At 69.6% G+C, this 17,018-nt stretch carries 11 protein-coding genes; 6 read left to right on the forward strand and 5 right to left on the reverse strand.

The features are described from left to right. The 3 genes from TCUR_RS07790 to TCUR_RS07800 form a co-directional block, all read right to left on the reverse strand. Positions 1 to 663, reverse strand: coding sequence for an RNA polymerase sigma factor (locus TCUR_RS07790; protein WP_012851936.1), 663 nt, complete (start codon positions 661 to 663; stop codon positions 1 to 3). A gap of 594 nt (positions 664 to 1,257) precedes the next feature. Then, entirely contained in the window at positions 1,258 to 1,677 is a 420-nt protein-coding gene (locus tag TCUR_RS07795) for a CBS domain-containing protein (RefSeq protein ID WP_012851937.1), read from the reverse strand. Between the two features lie 162 nt (positions 1,678 to 1,839). Beyond that, the gene (locus TCUR_RS07800; protein WP_012851938.1) at positions 1,840 to 3,216 is read right to left on the reverse strand and encodes an aspartate aminotransferase family protein; all 1,377 of its coding nucleotides are present in this window, start codon (positions 3,214 to 3,216) and stop codon (positions 1,840 to 1,842) included. 228 nt (positions 3,217 to 3,444) lie between these two features. Here TCUR_RS07800 and TCUR_RS07805 point away from each other — a divergent pair, with 228 nt between their 5' ends. Together TCUR_RS07805 and TCUR_RS07810 are read left to right on the forward strand one after the other, a co-directional pair. Then, positions 3,445 to 4,308, forward strand: a complete 864-nt coding sequence (locus TCUR_RS07805) for an alpha/beta fold hydrolase (protein ID WP_012851939.1) — start codon at positions 3,445 to 3,447, stop codon at positions 4,306 to 4,308. A gap of 130 nt (positions 4,309 to 4,438) precedes the next feature. After that, positions 4,439 to 5,686 carry a cytochrome P450 gene (locus TCUR_RS07810; RefSeq protein WP_012851940.1) on the forward strand — a complete coding sequence of 416 codons (1,248 nt, stop codon included), beginning with the start codon at positions 4,439 to 4,441 and terminating at the stop codon, positions 5,684 to 5,686. 88 nt (positions 5,687 to 5,774) lie between these two features. Here TCUR_RS07810 and TCUR_RS07815 read toward each other — a convergent pair whose 3' ends face one another. Next, positions 5,775 to 7,331 carry a long-chain-fatty-acid--CoA ligase gene (locus TCUR_RS07815; RefSeq protein WP_012851941.1) on the reverse strand — a complete coding sequence of 519 codons (1,557 nt, stop codon included), beginning with the start codon at positions 7,329 to 7,331 and terminating at the stop codon, positions 5,775 to 5,777. Positions 7,332 to 7,675: 344 nt separating this feature from the next. On the opposite strand from TCUR_RS07815, the gene leuS reads away from it, so the two are divergent. Next, entirely contained in the window at positions 7,676 to 10,192 is a 2,517-nt protein-coding gene (gene leuS / locus TCUR_RS07820) for a leucine--tRNA ligase (RefSeq protein ID WP_012851942.1), read from the forward strand. A 78-nt stretch (positions 10,193 to 10,270) separates the two neighbouring features. Here the strand turns inward: leuS and lexA are convergent, their stop codons facing one another. After that, a complete protein-coding gene (gene lexA / locus TCUR_RS07825) occupies positions 10,271 to 10,960 on the reverse strand; it encodes a transcriptional repressor LexA (protein WP_012851943.1) in 690 nt (229 codons plus the stop codon). Between the two features lie 860 nt (positions 10,961 to 11,820). Between lexA and TCUR_RS26965 the strand changes: the two genes are divergently transcribed. The 3 genes from TCUR_RS26965 (at position 11,821) to TCUR_RS07835 (ending at position 16,903) form a co-directional block, all read left to right on the forward strand. Beyond that, on the forward strand, positions 11,821 to 11,985 hold the full coding sequence (locus TCUR_RS26965) for a hypothetical protein (RefSeq protein ID WP_169313006.1): 165 nt from the start codon (positions 11,821 to 11,823) through the stop codon (positions 11,983 to 11,985). A gap of 244 nt (positions 11,986 to 12,229) precedes the next feature. Beyond that, on the forward strand, positions 12,230 to 12,703 hold the full coding sequence (nrdR, locus tag TCUR_RS07830) for a transcriptional regulator NrdR (protein WP_012851945.1): 474 nt from the start codon (positions 12,230 to 12,232) through the stop codon (positions 12,701 to 12,703). A gap of 87 nt (positions 12,704 to 12,790) precedes the next feature. After that, positions 12,791 to 16,903 carry a vitamin B12-dependent ribonucleotide reductase gene (locus TCUR_RS07835; RefSeq protein ID WP_012851946.1) on the forward strand — a complete coding sequence of 1,371 codons (4,113 nt, stop codon included), beginning with the start codon at positions 12,791 to 12,793 and terminating at the stop codon, positions 16,901 to 16,903. Positions 16,904 to 17,018: the final 115 nt, after the last annotated feature.

The following is a 17,018-nucleotide window of genomic DNA, read 5'->3' on the forward strand; positions in this document are numbered from 1 at the left end:
TCACGGCTGCGGCGCGCCCGCCGCTTGCCGCCCGGAGCGCTCCCGGCCGAGGATCTCCGCGAGCCTGCGCAGCCCCCGGTGGGCGGAGGTGCGGACGGTGCCCGCCCGTTTGCCCAGCACCCGGCCCGCCGCCTTGGCGTCCAGGCCCACGACCACCCGCAGCAGCACCGCCTCGGCCTGGTCGCGCGGCAGTTGCGCGATGAGCGTGATGGCCGTCTCGGTGGACAGCCGCTCCAGCGCGTCGGTCTCGGCGTCGCGCACGCCGGCCGTCTCGGGGAGCTCCTCCACCGGCAGGCTCGTGCCGGGGCGGCGGCCGATCCTGCGCAGGTGATCGATGGCGCGGTTGCGGGCGATACGAGTGCACCAGCCGCGGAACCGGTCGTAGTCGCCGCGGAAGCCCTTCAGGTCCCTGGCGATCTGCAGCCAGGTGTCGGAGGCGACGTCGTCGGCGTCGGGACCGACCAGGATGCGCAGGTAGCGGAGCAGCCTGGGCTGGATGTCCCGGTAAAGCATCCGGAACGCCGTCTCATCTCCGTCGAGCGCCGCCTGCAGGGCCTCCTCGAGCTCCGCCTCTCCCGCCGCCTGGCCCCCCGGTTCTTCGGACAGGAGCGGACGCCCTTGGGAAGGCTCGGCCACAGGAAAGCGTTCCCGCGCGCCGTCCATGCGTAGATGATGCAGGGAACGGGGGTGTTGTAAGTGACGATTCAACGGATCAACCCGGATTATGTGTCCTTTTAATGGTGATTGATGCAGTATTTTCGGTTTATGTGATCTTGTGGGGTGTGCTCCGCCTGCGATGGCGCTCGGCGGGCCGCGGCCTCCGAACGCGGCGATCCTGCGATCGCATCCTGCGGAAACGGCTTTTCCGGGACTTCATTTCCGCAGGCCCGAAAGGGTGCGGCAACGGGACGGGGCAAGCGGCGGGCTTCCTTCCCCGGCATCTGGAATGGCGGGGGGATTTGAGTTCCCCGCCGGCGGCGGGGCGCCCGTGAACGCGGACGGGAGCGCGGGACGAACTTTTTCAACACATGATCTTGGGTGCCGGAGGCAGGAGCCCTGACGGTCATGACATTGCAGGTCACGGCATCGCCCTGACTCCAAGGCTCCGTACCCCTTGCGGGAACGCCGTGTTGAAAAGGGGTCAATGCGAGCCGGGACGGCGGGAACGCCCACCCCGGGCGGGCCTTCGGAGGCGCGGTCGCCGCAGAGCTGAGCCCGCCGTCGTGATGGCGGCGGGCTCGCGGCATCGCGGACGGCTCAGTGCGGGGTGAAGACCTTCTCGACGAACTCGGCGAGCTGGTCTTCGGGGAGTTTCTGGGCGAGGTCGGCCTCACTGATCATGCCGACCAGCCGCTTGTTCTCGATGACCGGAAGGCGCTTGATGCGGTGCCGGGTCATCTGGCGCACCGCCTCGGAGATGTCGGCGTCGGCGTCGATCCACTGCGGCGTGCCCTGGGCCAGCTCACTGGCGGTGACCTTGGACGGGTCGTGGCCGGCGGCGATGCACTTCACCACGATGTCGCGGTCGGTGATGATGCCCTGCAGCCGGTCGTCGTCGCCGCAGATCGGCAGGGCGCCCACGTCCAGCTCCCGCATCATCTGAGCGGCCCGGTCCAGCGTCTCGTGCGCGGGTATGCACTGCACACCCGCGTGCATGACGTCACGTGCCTTGGTCATATGAATCCCCCTTGTCACAGTGCGGCCGCGGTTGCGGCGCCTTGGACGTTCTCGTCGCGGCAGTCCTGATGCCCGGTTTGGGGGGATTCAAGCCTGCTGGTGTCGCCCGCCGCCGGGAAGGCGGTGGCCGTCCGCGCGCAGGACGGCCACCGCCTTCGCCGCCTACAGCCGGTTGCTGGCCTCCGACAGGACCGCGCGCAGGATCTGCTCCATCTCCTCGAAGTGGGAGCGGTCGCAGATCAGCGGCGGGGCGAGCTGGACGACCGGGTCGCCGCGGTCGTCGGCCCGGCAGTACAGCCCGGCCTCGAACAGCGCCTTGTCCACGAAGCCGCGCAGCAGCCGCTCGGACTCTTCGTCGGTGAAGCTCTCCTTGGTGGCCTTGTCCTTGACCAGCTCGATGCCGTAGAAGTAGCCGGCGCCGCGCACGTCCCCGACGATCGGCAGGTCCAGCAGCTTCTCCAGGGTGGAGCGGAAGAGGGCCTCGTTGCGCTGCACGTGGCCCAGCAGGTCCTCGCGTTCGAACAGGTCGAGGTTGGCCAGGGCCACTGCCGCCGACACCGGGTGCCCGCCGAAGGTGTAGCCGTGGGCGAACGTGGTGGTGCCCTTGCGGAACGGCTCGAACAGCCGGTCGGTCACCAGCATGCCGCCGAGCGGGGCGTAGCCGGAGGTGATGCCCTTGGCGAAGGTGATGATGTCGGGCTGGTAGTCATAGCGCTGCGCCCCGAACATGGTGCCCAGCCGCCCGTAGGCGCAGATCACCTCGTCGGAGACCAGCAGCACGTCGTAGCGGTCGCAGATCTCGCGGACCCGCTGGAAGTAGCCGGGCGGCGGGGGGAAGCAGCCGCCGGCGTTCTGCACCGGCTCCAGGAACACCGCCGCGACCGTGTCGGGGCCTTCGAAGAGAATCGCCTCTTCGATGCGGTCGGCGGCCCAGCGTCCGAACGCCTCGGGGTCGTCGCCGTGCACGGGGGCGCGGTAGATGTTGGTGTTGGGCACCCGGAACGCGCTGGGCACCAGCGGCTCGAACGGCGCCTTGATGGCGGGCAGCCCGGTCAGCGACAGCGCGCCCTGCGTGGTGCCGTGGTAGGCGATGGCCCGGCTGATCACCTTGTGCTTGGTGGGCTTGCCGGTGAGCTTGAAGTACTGCTTGGCCAGTTTCCAGGCGCTCTCCACCGCCTCGCCGCCGCCGGTGGTGAAGAAGACCCGGTTCAGCTCGCCGGGGGCCAGCGCCGCCAGCCGTTCGGCCAGCTCGATCGCCTTGGGGTGGGCGTAGGACCACAGGGGGAAGAAGGCCAGTTCGGCGGCCTGCTTGGCGGCGGCCTGCGCCAGTTCCTGGCGGCCGTGCCCCACCTGGGTGGTGAACAGGCCGGCCAGGCCGTCCAGGTAGCGCTTGCCCTTGTCGTCATAGACGTAGGGGCCGTCGCCGCGCACGATCACCGGGACCTCGCCGCCGTCGATGAGCGAGGAGTGCCGCGTGAAGTGCATCCACAGGTGATCGCGGGCTGCGCTCTGCAGGGGGTCCTGCGTGGGGTCCGTCATCACTCTTCCTCAGGCTGGTGCGGGCAGAGCAGGCAATCGCCACGCTGCGATTGATCCAGTTGTGCAGCTTGTCGATGGCAACTGATTCGCGTGACTTATGGGCTTTCAGCCACGATATTCGAAGTCGGAATCTTTGCCTAGTGTCCGGAAGGTCCGGATGTCTACCGAATGGCGCTCGGTCGGCGGTAACGTCGCGGTCGGTCCCTGATCACGCGAACGGAGACGGGCATGGACACGATCAAGGCGAACGGGCTGGAGTTCGGCTACCTGGCGCAGGGCCCCGCCGACGGGCCGCTGGCGCTGTGCCTGCACGGCTTCCCCGACTCCGCGCACACCTGGCGGCACCTGCTGCCGGCGCTGGCCGCCGCCGGCTACCGCGCGGTCGCCCCGTTCATGCGCGGTTACGCCCCCACATCGGTGCCGGCGGACGGCGCCTACCAGACCGGGGCGCTGGGGGCGGACGCCAACGCCCTGCACGAGGCGCTGGGCGGCGGCCCGGACGCGGTGCTGATCGGGCACGACTGGGGCGCCGCGGCGACCTATGCCGCGATCGCCCAGGCCCCCGAGCGCTGGCGGCGCGCGGTCACCCTGGCGCTGCCGCCCGTGCCCGCCCTGCTGGCCGGCTTTCTGACCTACGAGCAGCTCAAGCGCTCGTTCTACATCTTCGTGTTCCAGACGCCGCTGGCGGAGATGGCGCTGAACCGCTCGTTCGTCGAAGGGCTGTGGCGGGACTGGTCGCCCGGCTACGACGCCGCCGAGGACGTCGAGCACGTCATGGAGTGCCTGGCCACCCCCGACAACATCGCCGCCGCGATCGGCTACTACCGGGCCATGCTCGACCCGTCCCGCCACCTGCCGGCCTACGCCGCCGCCCAGGAGGCGGCCGAGCGGCGGGGGGAGCGGCCCATCCGTTATCTGCACGGCACCGGCGACGGCTGCCTGGGCGCCGACATCACCGGCGGCGCCGCGGGCGTCCTGCCCCACCTGCCGCCGGGCTCGCAGGTGGACTTCGTCGAGGGCGCCGGCCACTTCCTGCACCTGGAACGGCCGGATGAGGTGAACGCGCTGATCCTGGACTGGCTGAGCCGCTGAGGGCATCCGCCCGGCCGGAATGGTGATCGTTGTCGCCCCCGAAGGTTTCGGCGAGGGACTGGTGCAGGGGCGGTTTACTTTGGCAGGATGAATGTAAACCGAATGAGGTTCTAGTTCTAGGGATCACTCCATGATCGAGGCAGCCGAAATCAACCTCACCGACTGGGACTTCTGGAAGCGCCCCCGGCCGGAACGCTATGAGGCCTTCCGCGTCCTGCGCCGGCAGGAGACCCTCCCGCGCTTCCCGGAGCCCCAGGTCGCCGGCCTGCCCACCGGGCCGGGCTACTACGCGGTCACCCGGCACGCCGACGTGGTCGAGGCCTCCCGCCGGCCCAAGGACTTCTGCTCCGGGCAGGGCGCCATCAGCATCCCGGACATGCCGACCGAGCTCAACGAGTACTTCGGCTCCATGATCAACATGGACGACCCGCGGCACGCCCGGCTGCGCCGGATCGTCTCCCGGGCCTTCACCCCCCGGATGATCCAGCGCTTTGAGGACCACGTCGAGGACGTGGCCGCGCGGATCGTGGCGCGAGTCCGCGACGGCGGCACCGGCGAGTTCGTCTCCGACGTGGCCGCCCGGCTGCCGCTGACGATCATCTGCGAGCTGATGGGCATCCCCGACGCCCACTACCAGACCGTCCTGGACGCCAGCAACACCATCCTGGCCGGCGCCGACCCCGAGTACGTCGAGGACGTCACCGACTACGAGAAGATGGCCACGGGGCTGCTGAACGCCGGGCAGACCCTCATCAACATCATGGAGGAGCTGGCCCGCGACCGCCGCGCCAACCCCACCGACGACCTGACCTCCGCCCTGGTCAACGCCAACATCGACGGCGAGTCGCTGACCGACCAGGAGCTGGGCTCCTTCTTCATCCTGCTGGCGGTGGCCGGCAACGAGACCACCCGCAACGCCATCGCCCACGGCCTGCACCTGTTCACCACCCACCCCGACCAGCGCGCCCTGCTGGCCGAGGACTTCGAGGGCCGCATCGCCGGCGCGGTGGAGGAGATCGTCCGCTACGCCTCCCCGGTCATCTGGATGCGCCGCACCGCCACCTGCGACACCACCCTCAACGGGCACGAGATCAAGGCCGGCGACAAGCTGCTGCTGTACTACGCCTCGGCCAACCGCGACGAGACGGTCTTCGACGACCCCGACCGCTTCGACATCCTGCGCTCGCCCAACCCGCACGTGGGCTTCGGCGGCCCCGGCCCGCACTTCTGCCTGGGCGCCCACCTGGCCCGCCGCGAGGTCACCGTGATGTTCCGCGAGCTGTTCCGCCAGGTGCCGACCATCCGCGCGGCCGGCGAGCCGGAGTGGCTGCTGTCGAACTTCGTCAACGGCATCAAGCGCCTGCCCTACGAGATCTGACGCCCCGCCCCGCGGAAGGGGCGCCGACGACCGACAGGGCCCGCCCGGTGCCGACCGGGCGGGCCCTGTGGCCTTCGTCAGGCCGCGCTCAGCGCAGTTCGCGCTTGAGGATCTTGCCGGTGGCGGTCATCGGCAGCTCGTCGCGGAACTCCACGATGCGCGGGTACTTGTAGTTGGCCAGCTGCTCCTTGCTCCAGGCGATCAGCTCCTCCTCGGTGATCGTGGCGCCGGGGGTGCGGATCACGTACGCCTTGATCTCCTCGCCGTGGGAGTCGTGCGGCACGCCCACCACCGCGGCCAGCGAGACCTGCGGGTGGGTCATCAGGACCTCTTCGATCTCGCGCGGGTAGACGTTGTAACCGCCGCGGATGATCATGTCCTTGGAGCGGTCGATGATGTAGTAGTAGCCGTCCTCGTCGCGGCGGGCGATGTCACCGGTGCGGAACCAGCCGTCCTTGATCGCCCAGGCGGTGGCCTCCGGCCGCTTGTAGTAGCCCTTCATCACGTTCGGGCCGCGCACCGCGATCTCCCCGGGGCCCTCGCCCTCGATGGTCTTCCACTCGTCCTCGGAGTGGGGGTCGATGAGCTTCATCTCCACGCCCCACACCGGCAGCCCGATCGAGCCCGGCTTGGTGGGCCGGTCCGGACGGTTGAACGAGCACACCGGGGAGGTCTCCGACAGGCCGTAGCCCTCCAGGATGTCGACGCCGAACTTGTCCTTGATGCCCTTGAGGACCTCCATCGGCAGCGCCGCGCCGCCGGAGACCGCCACCCGCAGGTTCTCCCGGATGGCCGCCACGTCCTCCGGGGAGGTCTCGTCGGTCAGCAGCGCCCACCACATGGTCGGCACCCCGGCGAACTGGGTGACCTTCTCCTTGACCATCAGCTGGATGGCGCCCTTGGGCTCAAAGCGCGGCATCAGCACCAGCGTGGCCCGCCGGTAGAAGCCGACGTTCATCACGCAGGTCTGCCCGAAGATGTGGAACAGCGGCAGCGTCACCAAGAAGACGTCGTCCGGGGACCGCTCAAAGAGCGTGTCGGCCACCATCGTGTTGGTCAGCAGGTTGCTGTGGGTGAGCTCGGCGCCCTTGGGCTGGCCGGTGGTGCCGCTGGTGTAGAGCACCACGGCGGTGTCCTCGGGCTTGGTGACCACCGTCTCGAAGGTCTTGGGCTGGTCGCCGATGGCTGCCCAGAACAGCTCGGCCCCCTCGATGGGGGACTCGGTGACGTCCAGCCCGGTCGGCAGCAGGAAGAAGTGCTCGCAGGTGGGGACCTCGGCAAAGCCCGCCCAGCCCGTCTCGCCCAGCGGCAGCTCGGGGGTGCCCTGGAAGCAGAAGTAGGCCTTGGCCTCCGAGTCGGTCAGGTGGTAGGCGATCTCGCGCTGCTTGAGCAGCACGTTCAGCGGGACGACCACCGCCCCCGCCTTCAGCGCCCCGAAATAGATCATCGGGAAGTAGGGCAGGTTCGGCGAGGAGATGGCGATCTTGTCGCCCGGCTTGATCCCCCGGGAGACCAGCAGGTTCGCCACCTGGTTGGCGACCTGGTCGATGAACGAGTACGACAGCCGCATGTCCCCGAAGACCACGGCGTGGCGGTCCGGCGTCTCCCGCGCGGCGTCCTCGAGCAGAACCGACAGGTTGAGCATGGTACTCCTCGCGAAATGACCCACCAGGGGCCACGTAGGGGCAATCTGTGATGTGTGCTACTCATCCTGTCTCACTGATCCCCGCCCCCGCTAGCCACAAGTAACCACTTATGGGCGGATGAACAGCGTTCTCGCCGCGAGACCTTGCCGCTGCGCTAGTCTTGATGTATGCGAGTGCGCCTGCTTCTCGGCCCGTCGCGCTGACCCGATCGTCGGCGCGGCGTCCCCTCCTGCGTGAGGGGTCTCTTCATGTATGGGGCCCCGAGCCAAAGCAGATGCGAAGCCGCCGGCAAACCCGTACGGCACCTCGTACACCCGTTACCGAAAGACCGGAGTCGACGACCGTGAGCACCGACGAGAACACCCGCCAGGCGTCGGGGAGCACAGCCGGGGCGCAGCCCGCGGACTCCTACGACCCGCGGGCGGTGCAGGAGAAGTGGCAGGCCCGCTGGGCGGAGATGGACCCCTACCGGGCCGAGGAGTCCGACGACGACCCCCGCGAGCGGCGCTATGCCCTCGACATGTTCCCCTACCCCTCCGGTGACCTGCACATGGGGCACGCCGAGGCGTTCGCCATCGGCGACGTGGTCGCCCGCTACTGGTTCCAGCGCGGCTACAACGTGCTGCACCCCATCGGCTGGGACTCCTTCGGGCTGCCCGCCGAGAACGCCGCCATCAAGCGCAACGAGCACCCGGCCAAGTGGACCTACGCCAACATCGAGACGCAGGCCGCCTCGTTCCGCCGCTACGCCCCCTCCTTCGACTGGTCCCGTCGGCTGCACACCTCCGACCCCGAGTACTACAAGTGGACCCAGTGGCTGTTCCTGCGCTTCTATGAGCGGGGGCTGGCCTACCGCAAGGGCGGCCAGGTCAACTGGTGCCCCAACGACCAGACCGTGCTGGCCAACGAGCAGGTCGTCGGCGGGCACTGCGAGCGCTGCGGCGCCCTGGTCGAGCGGCGCACCCTGACCCAGTGGTACTTCCGCATCACCGAGTACGCCGACCGGCTGCTGGAGGACATGAAGCAGCTGGAGGGCAAGTGGCCCGAGCGGGTGCTGGTGATGCAGCGCAACTGGATCGGCCGCTCCACCGGCGCCGACGTCGACTTCGTCATCGAGGGCCGCAAGGAGCCCGTCACCGTCTTCACCACCCGCCCCGACACCCTGTACGGGGCCACCTTCTTCGTGGTCGCCGCCGACGCCCCGCTGGCCGATGAGATCTGCGCCCCCGAGCAGCGGGCCGAGTTCGAGGCCTACCGCGAGCAGGTCTCCCGCGAAAGCGAGATCGACCGGCTGTCGACCGAACGGGAGAAGACCGGCGTCTTCCTGGGCCGCTACGCCATCAACCCGGTCAACGGCGAACGCATCCCGATCTGGGCCTCCGACTACGTGCTGGCCGAGTACGGGCACGGGGCGATCATGGCCGTCCCCGCCCACGACCAGCGCGACCTGGACTTCGCCCGCAAGTTCGGCCTGCCGGTGCGCGTGGTGGTCGACACCGGCGAAGAGGACCCCGCCGTCACCGGCGTGGCCACCCCCGGCGACGGCCGGCTGATCAACTCCGGCCCGCTCAACGGGCTGAACAAAGCCGAGGCCATCAAGAAGATCATCCAGATCCTGGAAGAGAAGGGCCTGGGCAAGGCGGCGGTGAACTACCGGCTGCGCGACTGGCTGGTCTCCCGCCAGCGGTTCTGGGGCTGCCCCATCCCGATCATCCACTGCCCCTCCTGCGGCGAGGTGCCCGTCCCGGACGAGGACCTGCCGGTCACGCTGCCCGACAACCTGCGCGGCGCGGACCTGGCCCCCAAGGGCACCTCCCCGCTGGCCGCCGCCACCGACTGGGTCAACGTGTCCTGCCCCAAGTGCGGAGGCGCCGCCAAGCGCGACTCCGACACCATGGACACCTTCGTCGACTCCTCCTGGTACTACTTCCGGTACTGCTCGCCCGACTACACCGAAGGCCCCTTCGACGTCGAGCAGGTCCGCAAGTGGATGCCGGTCGACCAGTACACCGGCGGCGTCGAGCACGCCATCCTGCACCTGCTCTACAGCCGGTTCTTCACCAAGGTGCTGCATGACATGGGCATGGTGGACTTCACCGAGCCCTTCACCCGGCTGCTCAACCAGGGCCAGGTGATCCTGAACGGCAAGGCGATGTCCAAGTCCACCGGCAACCTGGTCGACCTGGGCGAGCAGATCGCCGAGCACGGCGTGGACGTGGTCCGGCTGGCCATGCTGTTCTCCGGCCCGCCCGAGGACGACATCGACTGGGCCGACGTCTCCCCGGGCGCCATGACCAAGTTCCTGGGCCGGGTGCACCGCATCGCCGCCGAGACCGCCGCCCCCGTCGGCGCCGACCCCGCCACCGGCGACGTCGCGCTGCGGCGGGTCACCCACCGGACCATCGACGAGGTCACCACCCTGGTCGAGGCCTACCGCTTCAACGTCGCCATCGCCCGGATCATGGAGCTGGTCTCGGCCACCCGCCGCGCCATCGACTCCGGCCCCGGCGCCGCCGACCCGGCCGTCCGGGAGGCCGCCGAGACCATCGCGGTGCTGCTGTCGCTGTTCGCCCCCTACACCGCCGAGGAGGCCTGGGAGCTGCTGGGCCGCCAGGCCCCGGTCGCCAAGGCCGGCTGGCCGAGCGCCGACCCGGCCCTGCTGGTGGAGGAGGAGGTCACCTGCGTGGTCCAGGTCGCCGGCAAGGTCCGCGACCGGCTGCAGGTCTCCCCGTCCATCTCCGAGGAGGAACTGGAGCGCCTGGCGCTGGCCTCCGAGAAGGTCACCGCGGCGCTGGGCGGCGCCGGCATCCGCAAGGTCATCGTCCGCGCCCCCAAGATCGTCAACATCGTCCCGGCCTGACGACGGACGGCCTGGGCGCCGCCTTCGGGCGGCGCCCAGGCCGTCTGAGCGTGTTACGCCGGTGGTGCGGCCCGGCGGTCAGATCTTGCGCAGCACGGCCACCACCCGGCCCAGGATGGTCGCCTCGTCGCCGGGGATGGGGTCGTAGGCCTTGTTCTGCGGCATCAGCCAGATGTGGCCTTCCTTGCGCTTGAACGTCTTGACGGTGGCCTCCCCGTCGATCATCGCCGCGACGATGTCGCCGTTTTCGGCCACCGGCTGCTGGCGGACCACCACCCAGTCGCCGTCGGCGATGGCCGCCTCGATCATCGAGTCGCCGGAGACCTGCAGCAGGAAGTGGGTGCCCTCGCCGACCAGCTGCCGGGGCAGCGCGAACACATCCTCCACGCTCTCTTCGGCCAGGATGGGGCCGCCGGCCGCGATCCGGCCGACCAGCGGCACCATGGCCGCCTTCGGCGCCGCCTCGGCCCCCTCGGCGGACGCCGCCGTGCCGGCCGCCCGCACCGGGGCGCCCTCCGGCATCCGCACCTCCACCGCGCGCGGCCGGTTCGGGTCGCGCCGCAGGTAGCCCTTGCGCTGCAGGGTGCGCAACTGGTGGGACACGCTGGAGGTGCTGGTCAGCCCCACCGCCTCACCGATCTCCCGCATCGAGGGGGGATAGCCGCGCCGCTGCACCGAATCCCGGATGACCTCCAGTACCATGCGTTGGCGCTGGGTGAGACCGCTGTCGTCCATCGGCCCGTCGGGCAGCTGCCGGACCTTGCTCATCGCTCGACCGCCTCCTGGCGCTGGACGTGGCGGCCTGACCGACGCGCCACTGGTACGGGACCCTCACTCCTTCGCTGTTATGGCACGTTAGCGCGGATCCCGCTGCTGATCAAACAACTGTTCGAAAAAAGTCGGCGTGTCCTCCTCGCCCCGCGCCGGGCCCATGCGATACAAATCGCACATCCGTTCGATCGAACTTTCATTCGAATCACTCGATCGGAGGCCAGCCGATGGCGAGCCCGTCCCCGACACCCCGCCCCCGCCGAGCCCTCCTCACCCGCAAGCACCTCACCCTCATTCCCTGCGGCACCGACGAGCTCCCACCCGAGCTTTTGACCTCCATCCGTCCGGACTCCCCAAAGCCGCGCCGACGAGGCGACGCCCTCCAGGCGCCGGGCCGTCAGAGCCCTCCCGGCCGCGGCCTGACCCGCGGCTCCTTTCGCCCCGACGTCCCGACGCGCCGAGAGCCGCCCGGCCGGAGCATCGCCCGCGGCGAGCCGGCCCGCCGGAACTCTCCCGGGGCGGACCCGGCTCACGGCCCATCCCGCCGCGGCGCGACGAGCCCCGGCCTGGCGCGCCGGCGGCCGTCCGGGCGAGACACCGCCCGCGGCGAGCCGGAACACGCCCCCGAACGCCGGCAGCCGTTCGAAGGGAAACCGGCCCGGGGCCTCCCGGACCCCGACCTGAGGCGCCCGCAGCCGCTCAGGCGGCGCGTCGCCCGTGACGGGACGGTGCATCGCGGCTCTCCCACGGGCGGCCCGTACCGCAGGCGCTCGCCCGCCCACGGCAGGGCGGGAGGCGCCCCGGCGGGCGGCCAGCCGTCCCGGGACAGAAGACGCCGGGACCCCGCCGCCGGTCCGGTGCGGCTGACCCGGCGCGGCAAGGGCGCGGTCACCCTCGCCGTGGCCGCCTTGACCCTGGGGGCGTTCTGGCTCGGCACCGAGCAGGGCGCCCGAGCCGACCACGTCACAGACCCCTCCCCGCACTCCCAGGCCGTCCCCGCGAACCACGGCCGAACCCCCTGAGACGGCCCCGCCCGCAAGAGCGGGCCTCCCGCTACCGCCTACCCGGCCCGCACGCCGACACGACACGCCGAGGCCGGCGGACATGGCCTCCTGTGATCAGCGCTACTGGCGCCCGCAGGCCGGTTCAGGTTGCGCAGCCCTCCGCCGAGCCCCTACGGTTGACCACAACATCTAGTAATTACACCGATGTGATTATCCACAGGTTGTGGTCACACGGCGGTCTGCCAGGGGAGGTCGACACAGGGTGCACTGCCCGTTCTGCCGCAACCCCGACAGCCGGGTGATCGACAGCAGGTCCGTCGAGGACGGCACGGCCATCCGGCGCCGCCGGTCCTGCCCCCAGTGCGGGAAGCGCTTCACCACCCAGGAGACCGTGCTCCAGATGGTGGCCAAGCGCAGCGGGGTCACCGAACCCTTCTCCCGGGAAAAGATCATCGCGGGGGTGCGCAGGGCCTGCCAGGGCCGGCCCGTGAGCGAGGACGCCCTGGCCAGGCTGGGCCACCAGGTGGAGGAGGCGATCCGGGCCACCGGGCTCGCCGAGATCCCCTCCCATGAGATCGGCCTGGCCATCTTGGGACCGCTGCGGGAACTCGACGAGGTCGCCTACCTGCGCTTCGCCTCCGTCTACCGGGGGTTTGAGTCGCTGGAGGACTTCGAGCGGGAAATCCAGTCGTTGCGCGCCGCCGCCAAGGAGCGGCGCGAGCAGCACGACGACTGAACCGGCCTCGGCCGGCGGATGAGCCGGCCTTCTGACAACGTTCATCCTGTTATGGGCTCCGCCATGGGCCTGGAGGGGGATAGAGTCATGACCGAAACGGTGAGCGGCTCGGCGCCCAGGCGCGGCAAGCGCAAAGGGCTCAAGATCGAGCGCATCTTCACCACTCCCGGCGTGCACCCGTACGACGAGGTCACCTGGGAACGCCGGGACGTCGTCATGACCAACTGGCGCGACGGCTCGATCAACTTCGAACAGCGCGGCGTGGAATTCCCCGACTTCTGGTCGGTCAACGCCGTCAACATCGTCACCTCCAAGTACTTCCGCGGAGCCGTCGGCACGCCCGAGCGCGAGTGGAGCCTCAAGCAGCTGGTCGACCGGGTCGTCAAGGTCTACGTCGACACCGGCAAGGCCCACGGCTACTTCGCCTCCGACGAAGACGCCGAGATCTTCGACCACGAGCTCAAATACGCCCTCATCCACCAGATCTTCAGCTTCAACTCGCCCGTCTGGTTCAACGTCGGCACCAAATCCCCCTGGCAGGTCAGCGCCTGCTTCATCCTGTCCGTGGACGACACCATGGAGTCGATCCTGGACTGGTACAAGGAAGAGGGGATCATCTTCAAAGGCGGCTCCGGCGCCGGCCTGAACCTCTCCCGCATCCGCTCCAGCAAGGAACTGCTGTCCTCCGGCGGCACCGCCAGCGGCCCGGTCTCCTTCATGCGCGGCGCCGACGCCTCCGCCGGCACCATCAAGTCCGGCGGCGCCACCCGCCGCGCCGCCAAGATGGTCGTCCTCGACGTCGACCACCCCGACATCGAGGAATTCATCTGGACCAAGGCCCGCGAAGAAGACAAGATCCGCGCGCTGCGGGACGCCGGCTTCGACATGGACCTGGGCGGCAAGGACATCACCAGCGTCCAGTACCAGAACGCCAACAACTCCGTCCGCGTCTCCGACGAATTCATGCGCGCCGTCGAAAACGACGAGGAATTCGGCTTGCGCGCCCGCCTCACCGGCGAGGTCATCGAGACCGTCAGGGCCCGCGACCTGTTCCGCGCCATGGCCCAGGCCGCCTGGGAATGCGCCGACCCGGGAATCCAGTACGACGACACCATCAACGACTGGCACACCAACCCCGAAACAGGGCGCATCACGGCAAGTAACCCTTGCTCGGAGTACATGAGCCTTGACAATTCCTCGTGCAACCTGGCATCCATCAACCTGCTGAAATTCCTGCGCGAGGACGACACCTTCGATATCACGCGGTTCGTCAAGCTCACCGAGCTGATCATCACCGCGATGGATATCTCCATCACCTTCGCCGACTTCCCGACCGAGAAGATCGCCGAGACCACCCGGGCCTACCGGCAGCTGGGCATCGGCTACGCCAACCTGGGCGCCTTGCTGATGGCCACCGGGCACGCCTACGACTCCGAGGGCGGGCGGTCGCTGGCGGCCGCGATCACCTCGCTGATGACCGCCACCGCCTACCGCCGCTCCGCCGAGCTGGCCGGCATCGTCGGCGCCTACGACGGGTACGCCCGCAACGCCGAGGCGCACAAGCGGGTGATGCGCAAGCACGCCGCCGCCAACGACCAGCTCCGCCCCCTGGAGGAGATGGACAAGGCCATTCACGCCGAGGCCACCAGGCAGTGGTCCCAGTGCCTGGCCCTCGGTGAGAAGAACGGCTACCGCAACGCCCAGGCCAGCCTGCTCGCGCCCACCGGCTGCCTGACCGGGGAGACCCTCGTCACCACCGACCGGGGACTGACCAGGCTGTCGGAGATCGGCGACGTCTACGGCGACCGGTGGCAGGACCTGGACATGACGGTTTCCACCGACGCCGGTCCCCGGCGGGCGACCAAGTTCTTCGTCAACGGCGAGGAGCCGACCCGGCTGATCCGCACCGAGGGCGGCTACACCATCCAGGGCACCCTCACCCACCGGGTCAAGGTCGTGGACGAGCGCTCCGGCGAGTGGGTGTGGAAGCGCCTGGCGGACATCGAGCCGGGGGACCTGGTGCCGATGCAGCTGGGCACGCTGGTCGGGGAGTCCCGCCGGGTGCCGCTGCCCGTCCTCGACCAGGCCTACTACACCGACGACCGGACGATCACGGTGCCGGATGCCGTCACCGAGGAGCTGGCCGAGCTGGTCGGGTACTTCATGGGGGACGGGAGCCTGCACGCCAAGGGCATCCGGCTGTGCGTCCCCGACACCGACCTCGACGTCGCCGACCGCCTCGGCATCCTGGCCAAGGAGCTGTTCAACCTGCAGCCGGTGGTGCGGCAGGCCGAGGGCTACCGGGAGCTGACGCTGCAGTCGGTGCGGCTGGCCCGCTGGTGGCGGGCGGCCGGTTTCGCCAAGGACCTGCCGGGCGTCGACCACGCCGGCAAGGGCTGGACGCCGCGGGTGCCCTCGGCGATCCTGGAGACCAACGACCCGGCGATCTACAGCGCGTTCCTGCGCGGCCTGTTCGAGGCGGACGGCACCGTGGCCGAAGGCGTGCCGAGCCTGTCGACCTCTTCGGAGTCCTTCGCCGGGGAGATCCGGACGCTGCTGCTGGCGCTGGGCATGGTCACCACCACCCGCCGGACCGCCAGCGGCTTCGGCGGCCCGGTCTTCCAGGTGCGGCTGCGCAACACCGATCACGCGCTGCGCTTTGAGGAGATCGTCGGCTTCATCGGCGAACGCAAGGCCAGGCTCGTGGTTCAGCTGGAGCCGGCCCGGTCGGCCAAGAAGGACTACGTCGTCCTGCCGCGCCCGGTCTGGGAAGAGCTGGTGCCGGCCGGGCACCGCTCGCGCGACGCGGTGCTGCAGTCGCTCAGGAAGACCGGCGGGGTCGCCCGGATGCTCGCCCAGGAAATCTTCCAGGAGACGCTCGACGAGCGGCTCCAGCACGCTCTGGGTTATGCGTTCGAGCGGGTCGCAGAAAATGCCGACGGCGGAATCCAGCCGACCTACGACCTGTCGGTTCCCGACAACGTCACTTACGTCGCCAACGGCATGGTGAGTCACAACACCATCGGCTTGATGATGGACTGTGACACCACCGGGATCGAGCCCGACCTGGCCTTGAAGAAATTCAAGAAGCTGGTCGGCGGCGGGTCGATGGAGATCGTCAACCACACCGTCCCGCGGGCGCTGCGCAAGCTGGGCTACCAGCAGGAGCAGGTGGAGGCCATCGTCGAATACATCTCCGAGCACGGGCACGTGGTGGACGCGCCCGGCCTGCGCCCCGAACACTATGAGGTGTTCGACTGCGCGATGGGCGAGCGGGCGATCAGCCCCATGGGCCACATCCGGATGATGGCCGCGGTCCAGCCGTTCCTGAGCGGGGCCATCAGCAAGACCGTGAACATGCCCGAGCACGCCACCGTCGAAGACATCGAGAAGGTGTACTTCGAGGGGTGGAAGATGGGCCTGAAGGCCCTGGCGATTTACCGGGACAACTGCAAGGTCGGGCAGCCGCTGTCGGCGGCCGGGAAAAAGAAGAAGGAAAAGGAGGAAGCCAAGGGCGAGGCGGCGCCGGTGCCCACGCGGCCGGTGCGGCGGCGGCTGCCCAAGCAGCGGCCGGCGACGGTGACGCGGTTCTCGGTGGCCGGGGCCGAGGGGTACATGACGGCCTCCACCTACCCCGACGACGGGTTGGGGGAGGTGTTCCTCAAGCTCGGCAAGCAGGGGTCGACGCTGGCCGGGGTGATGGACGCCTTCTCGATGGCGATCTCCATCAGCCTCCAGTACGGGGTGCCGCTGGAGACGTGGGTGGAGAAGTTCACCAACATGCGCTTTGAGCCGGCCGGGATGACCGACGACCCCGACATCCGGATGGCCACGTCGGTGATGGACTACATCTTCCGGCGGCTGGCGCTGGACCACCTGCCGTACGAGAAGCGGGCCGAGCTGGGCATCTTCACCGCCGAGGAGCGGGCGATGCAGGCCAACGGGGAGGACCCGGCCACGCTGCACACCGACGAGCAGGTGGCGCGGGAGACGCTGGCGCAGAGCGCCGAGATCGACCGGCCGCACGCTCCGGCGGGACGGCCCGCCGAGCCGCAGAGCCCGTCGGCGAACGTGATCGAAAGCCGGCAGGGCCGCACCGCCGAGGACGCGCCGCTGTGCATGACCTGCGGGACGAAGATGCGTCCGGCCGGCAGCTGCTACGTGTGCGAAGGCTGCGGCTCCACCAGCGGCTGCAGCTGAGCGGTTCTGCGCGGTGGCGAACGCACCGGGGGCGGGATGCCCGGCATCCCGCCCCCGGTGCGTCGCCGGTTCCGGCCACCGGCGGCGTGGGCGTGGGACGGCGGGGTAGGAGTGG

The sequence above is a fragment of the Thermomonospora curvata DSM 43183 genome, assembly GCF_000024385.1.
Lineage (GTDB): Bacteria > Actinomycetota > Actinomycetes > Streptosporangiales > Streptosporangiaceae > Thermomonospora > Thermomonospora curvata.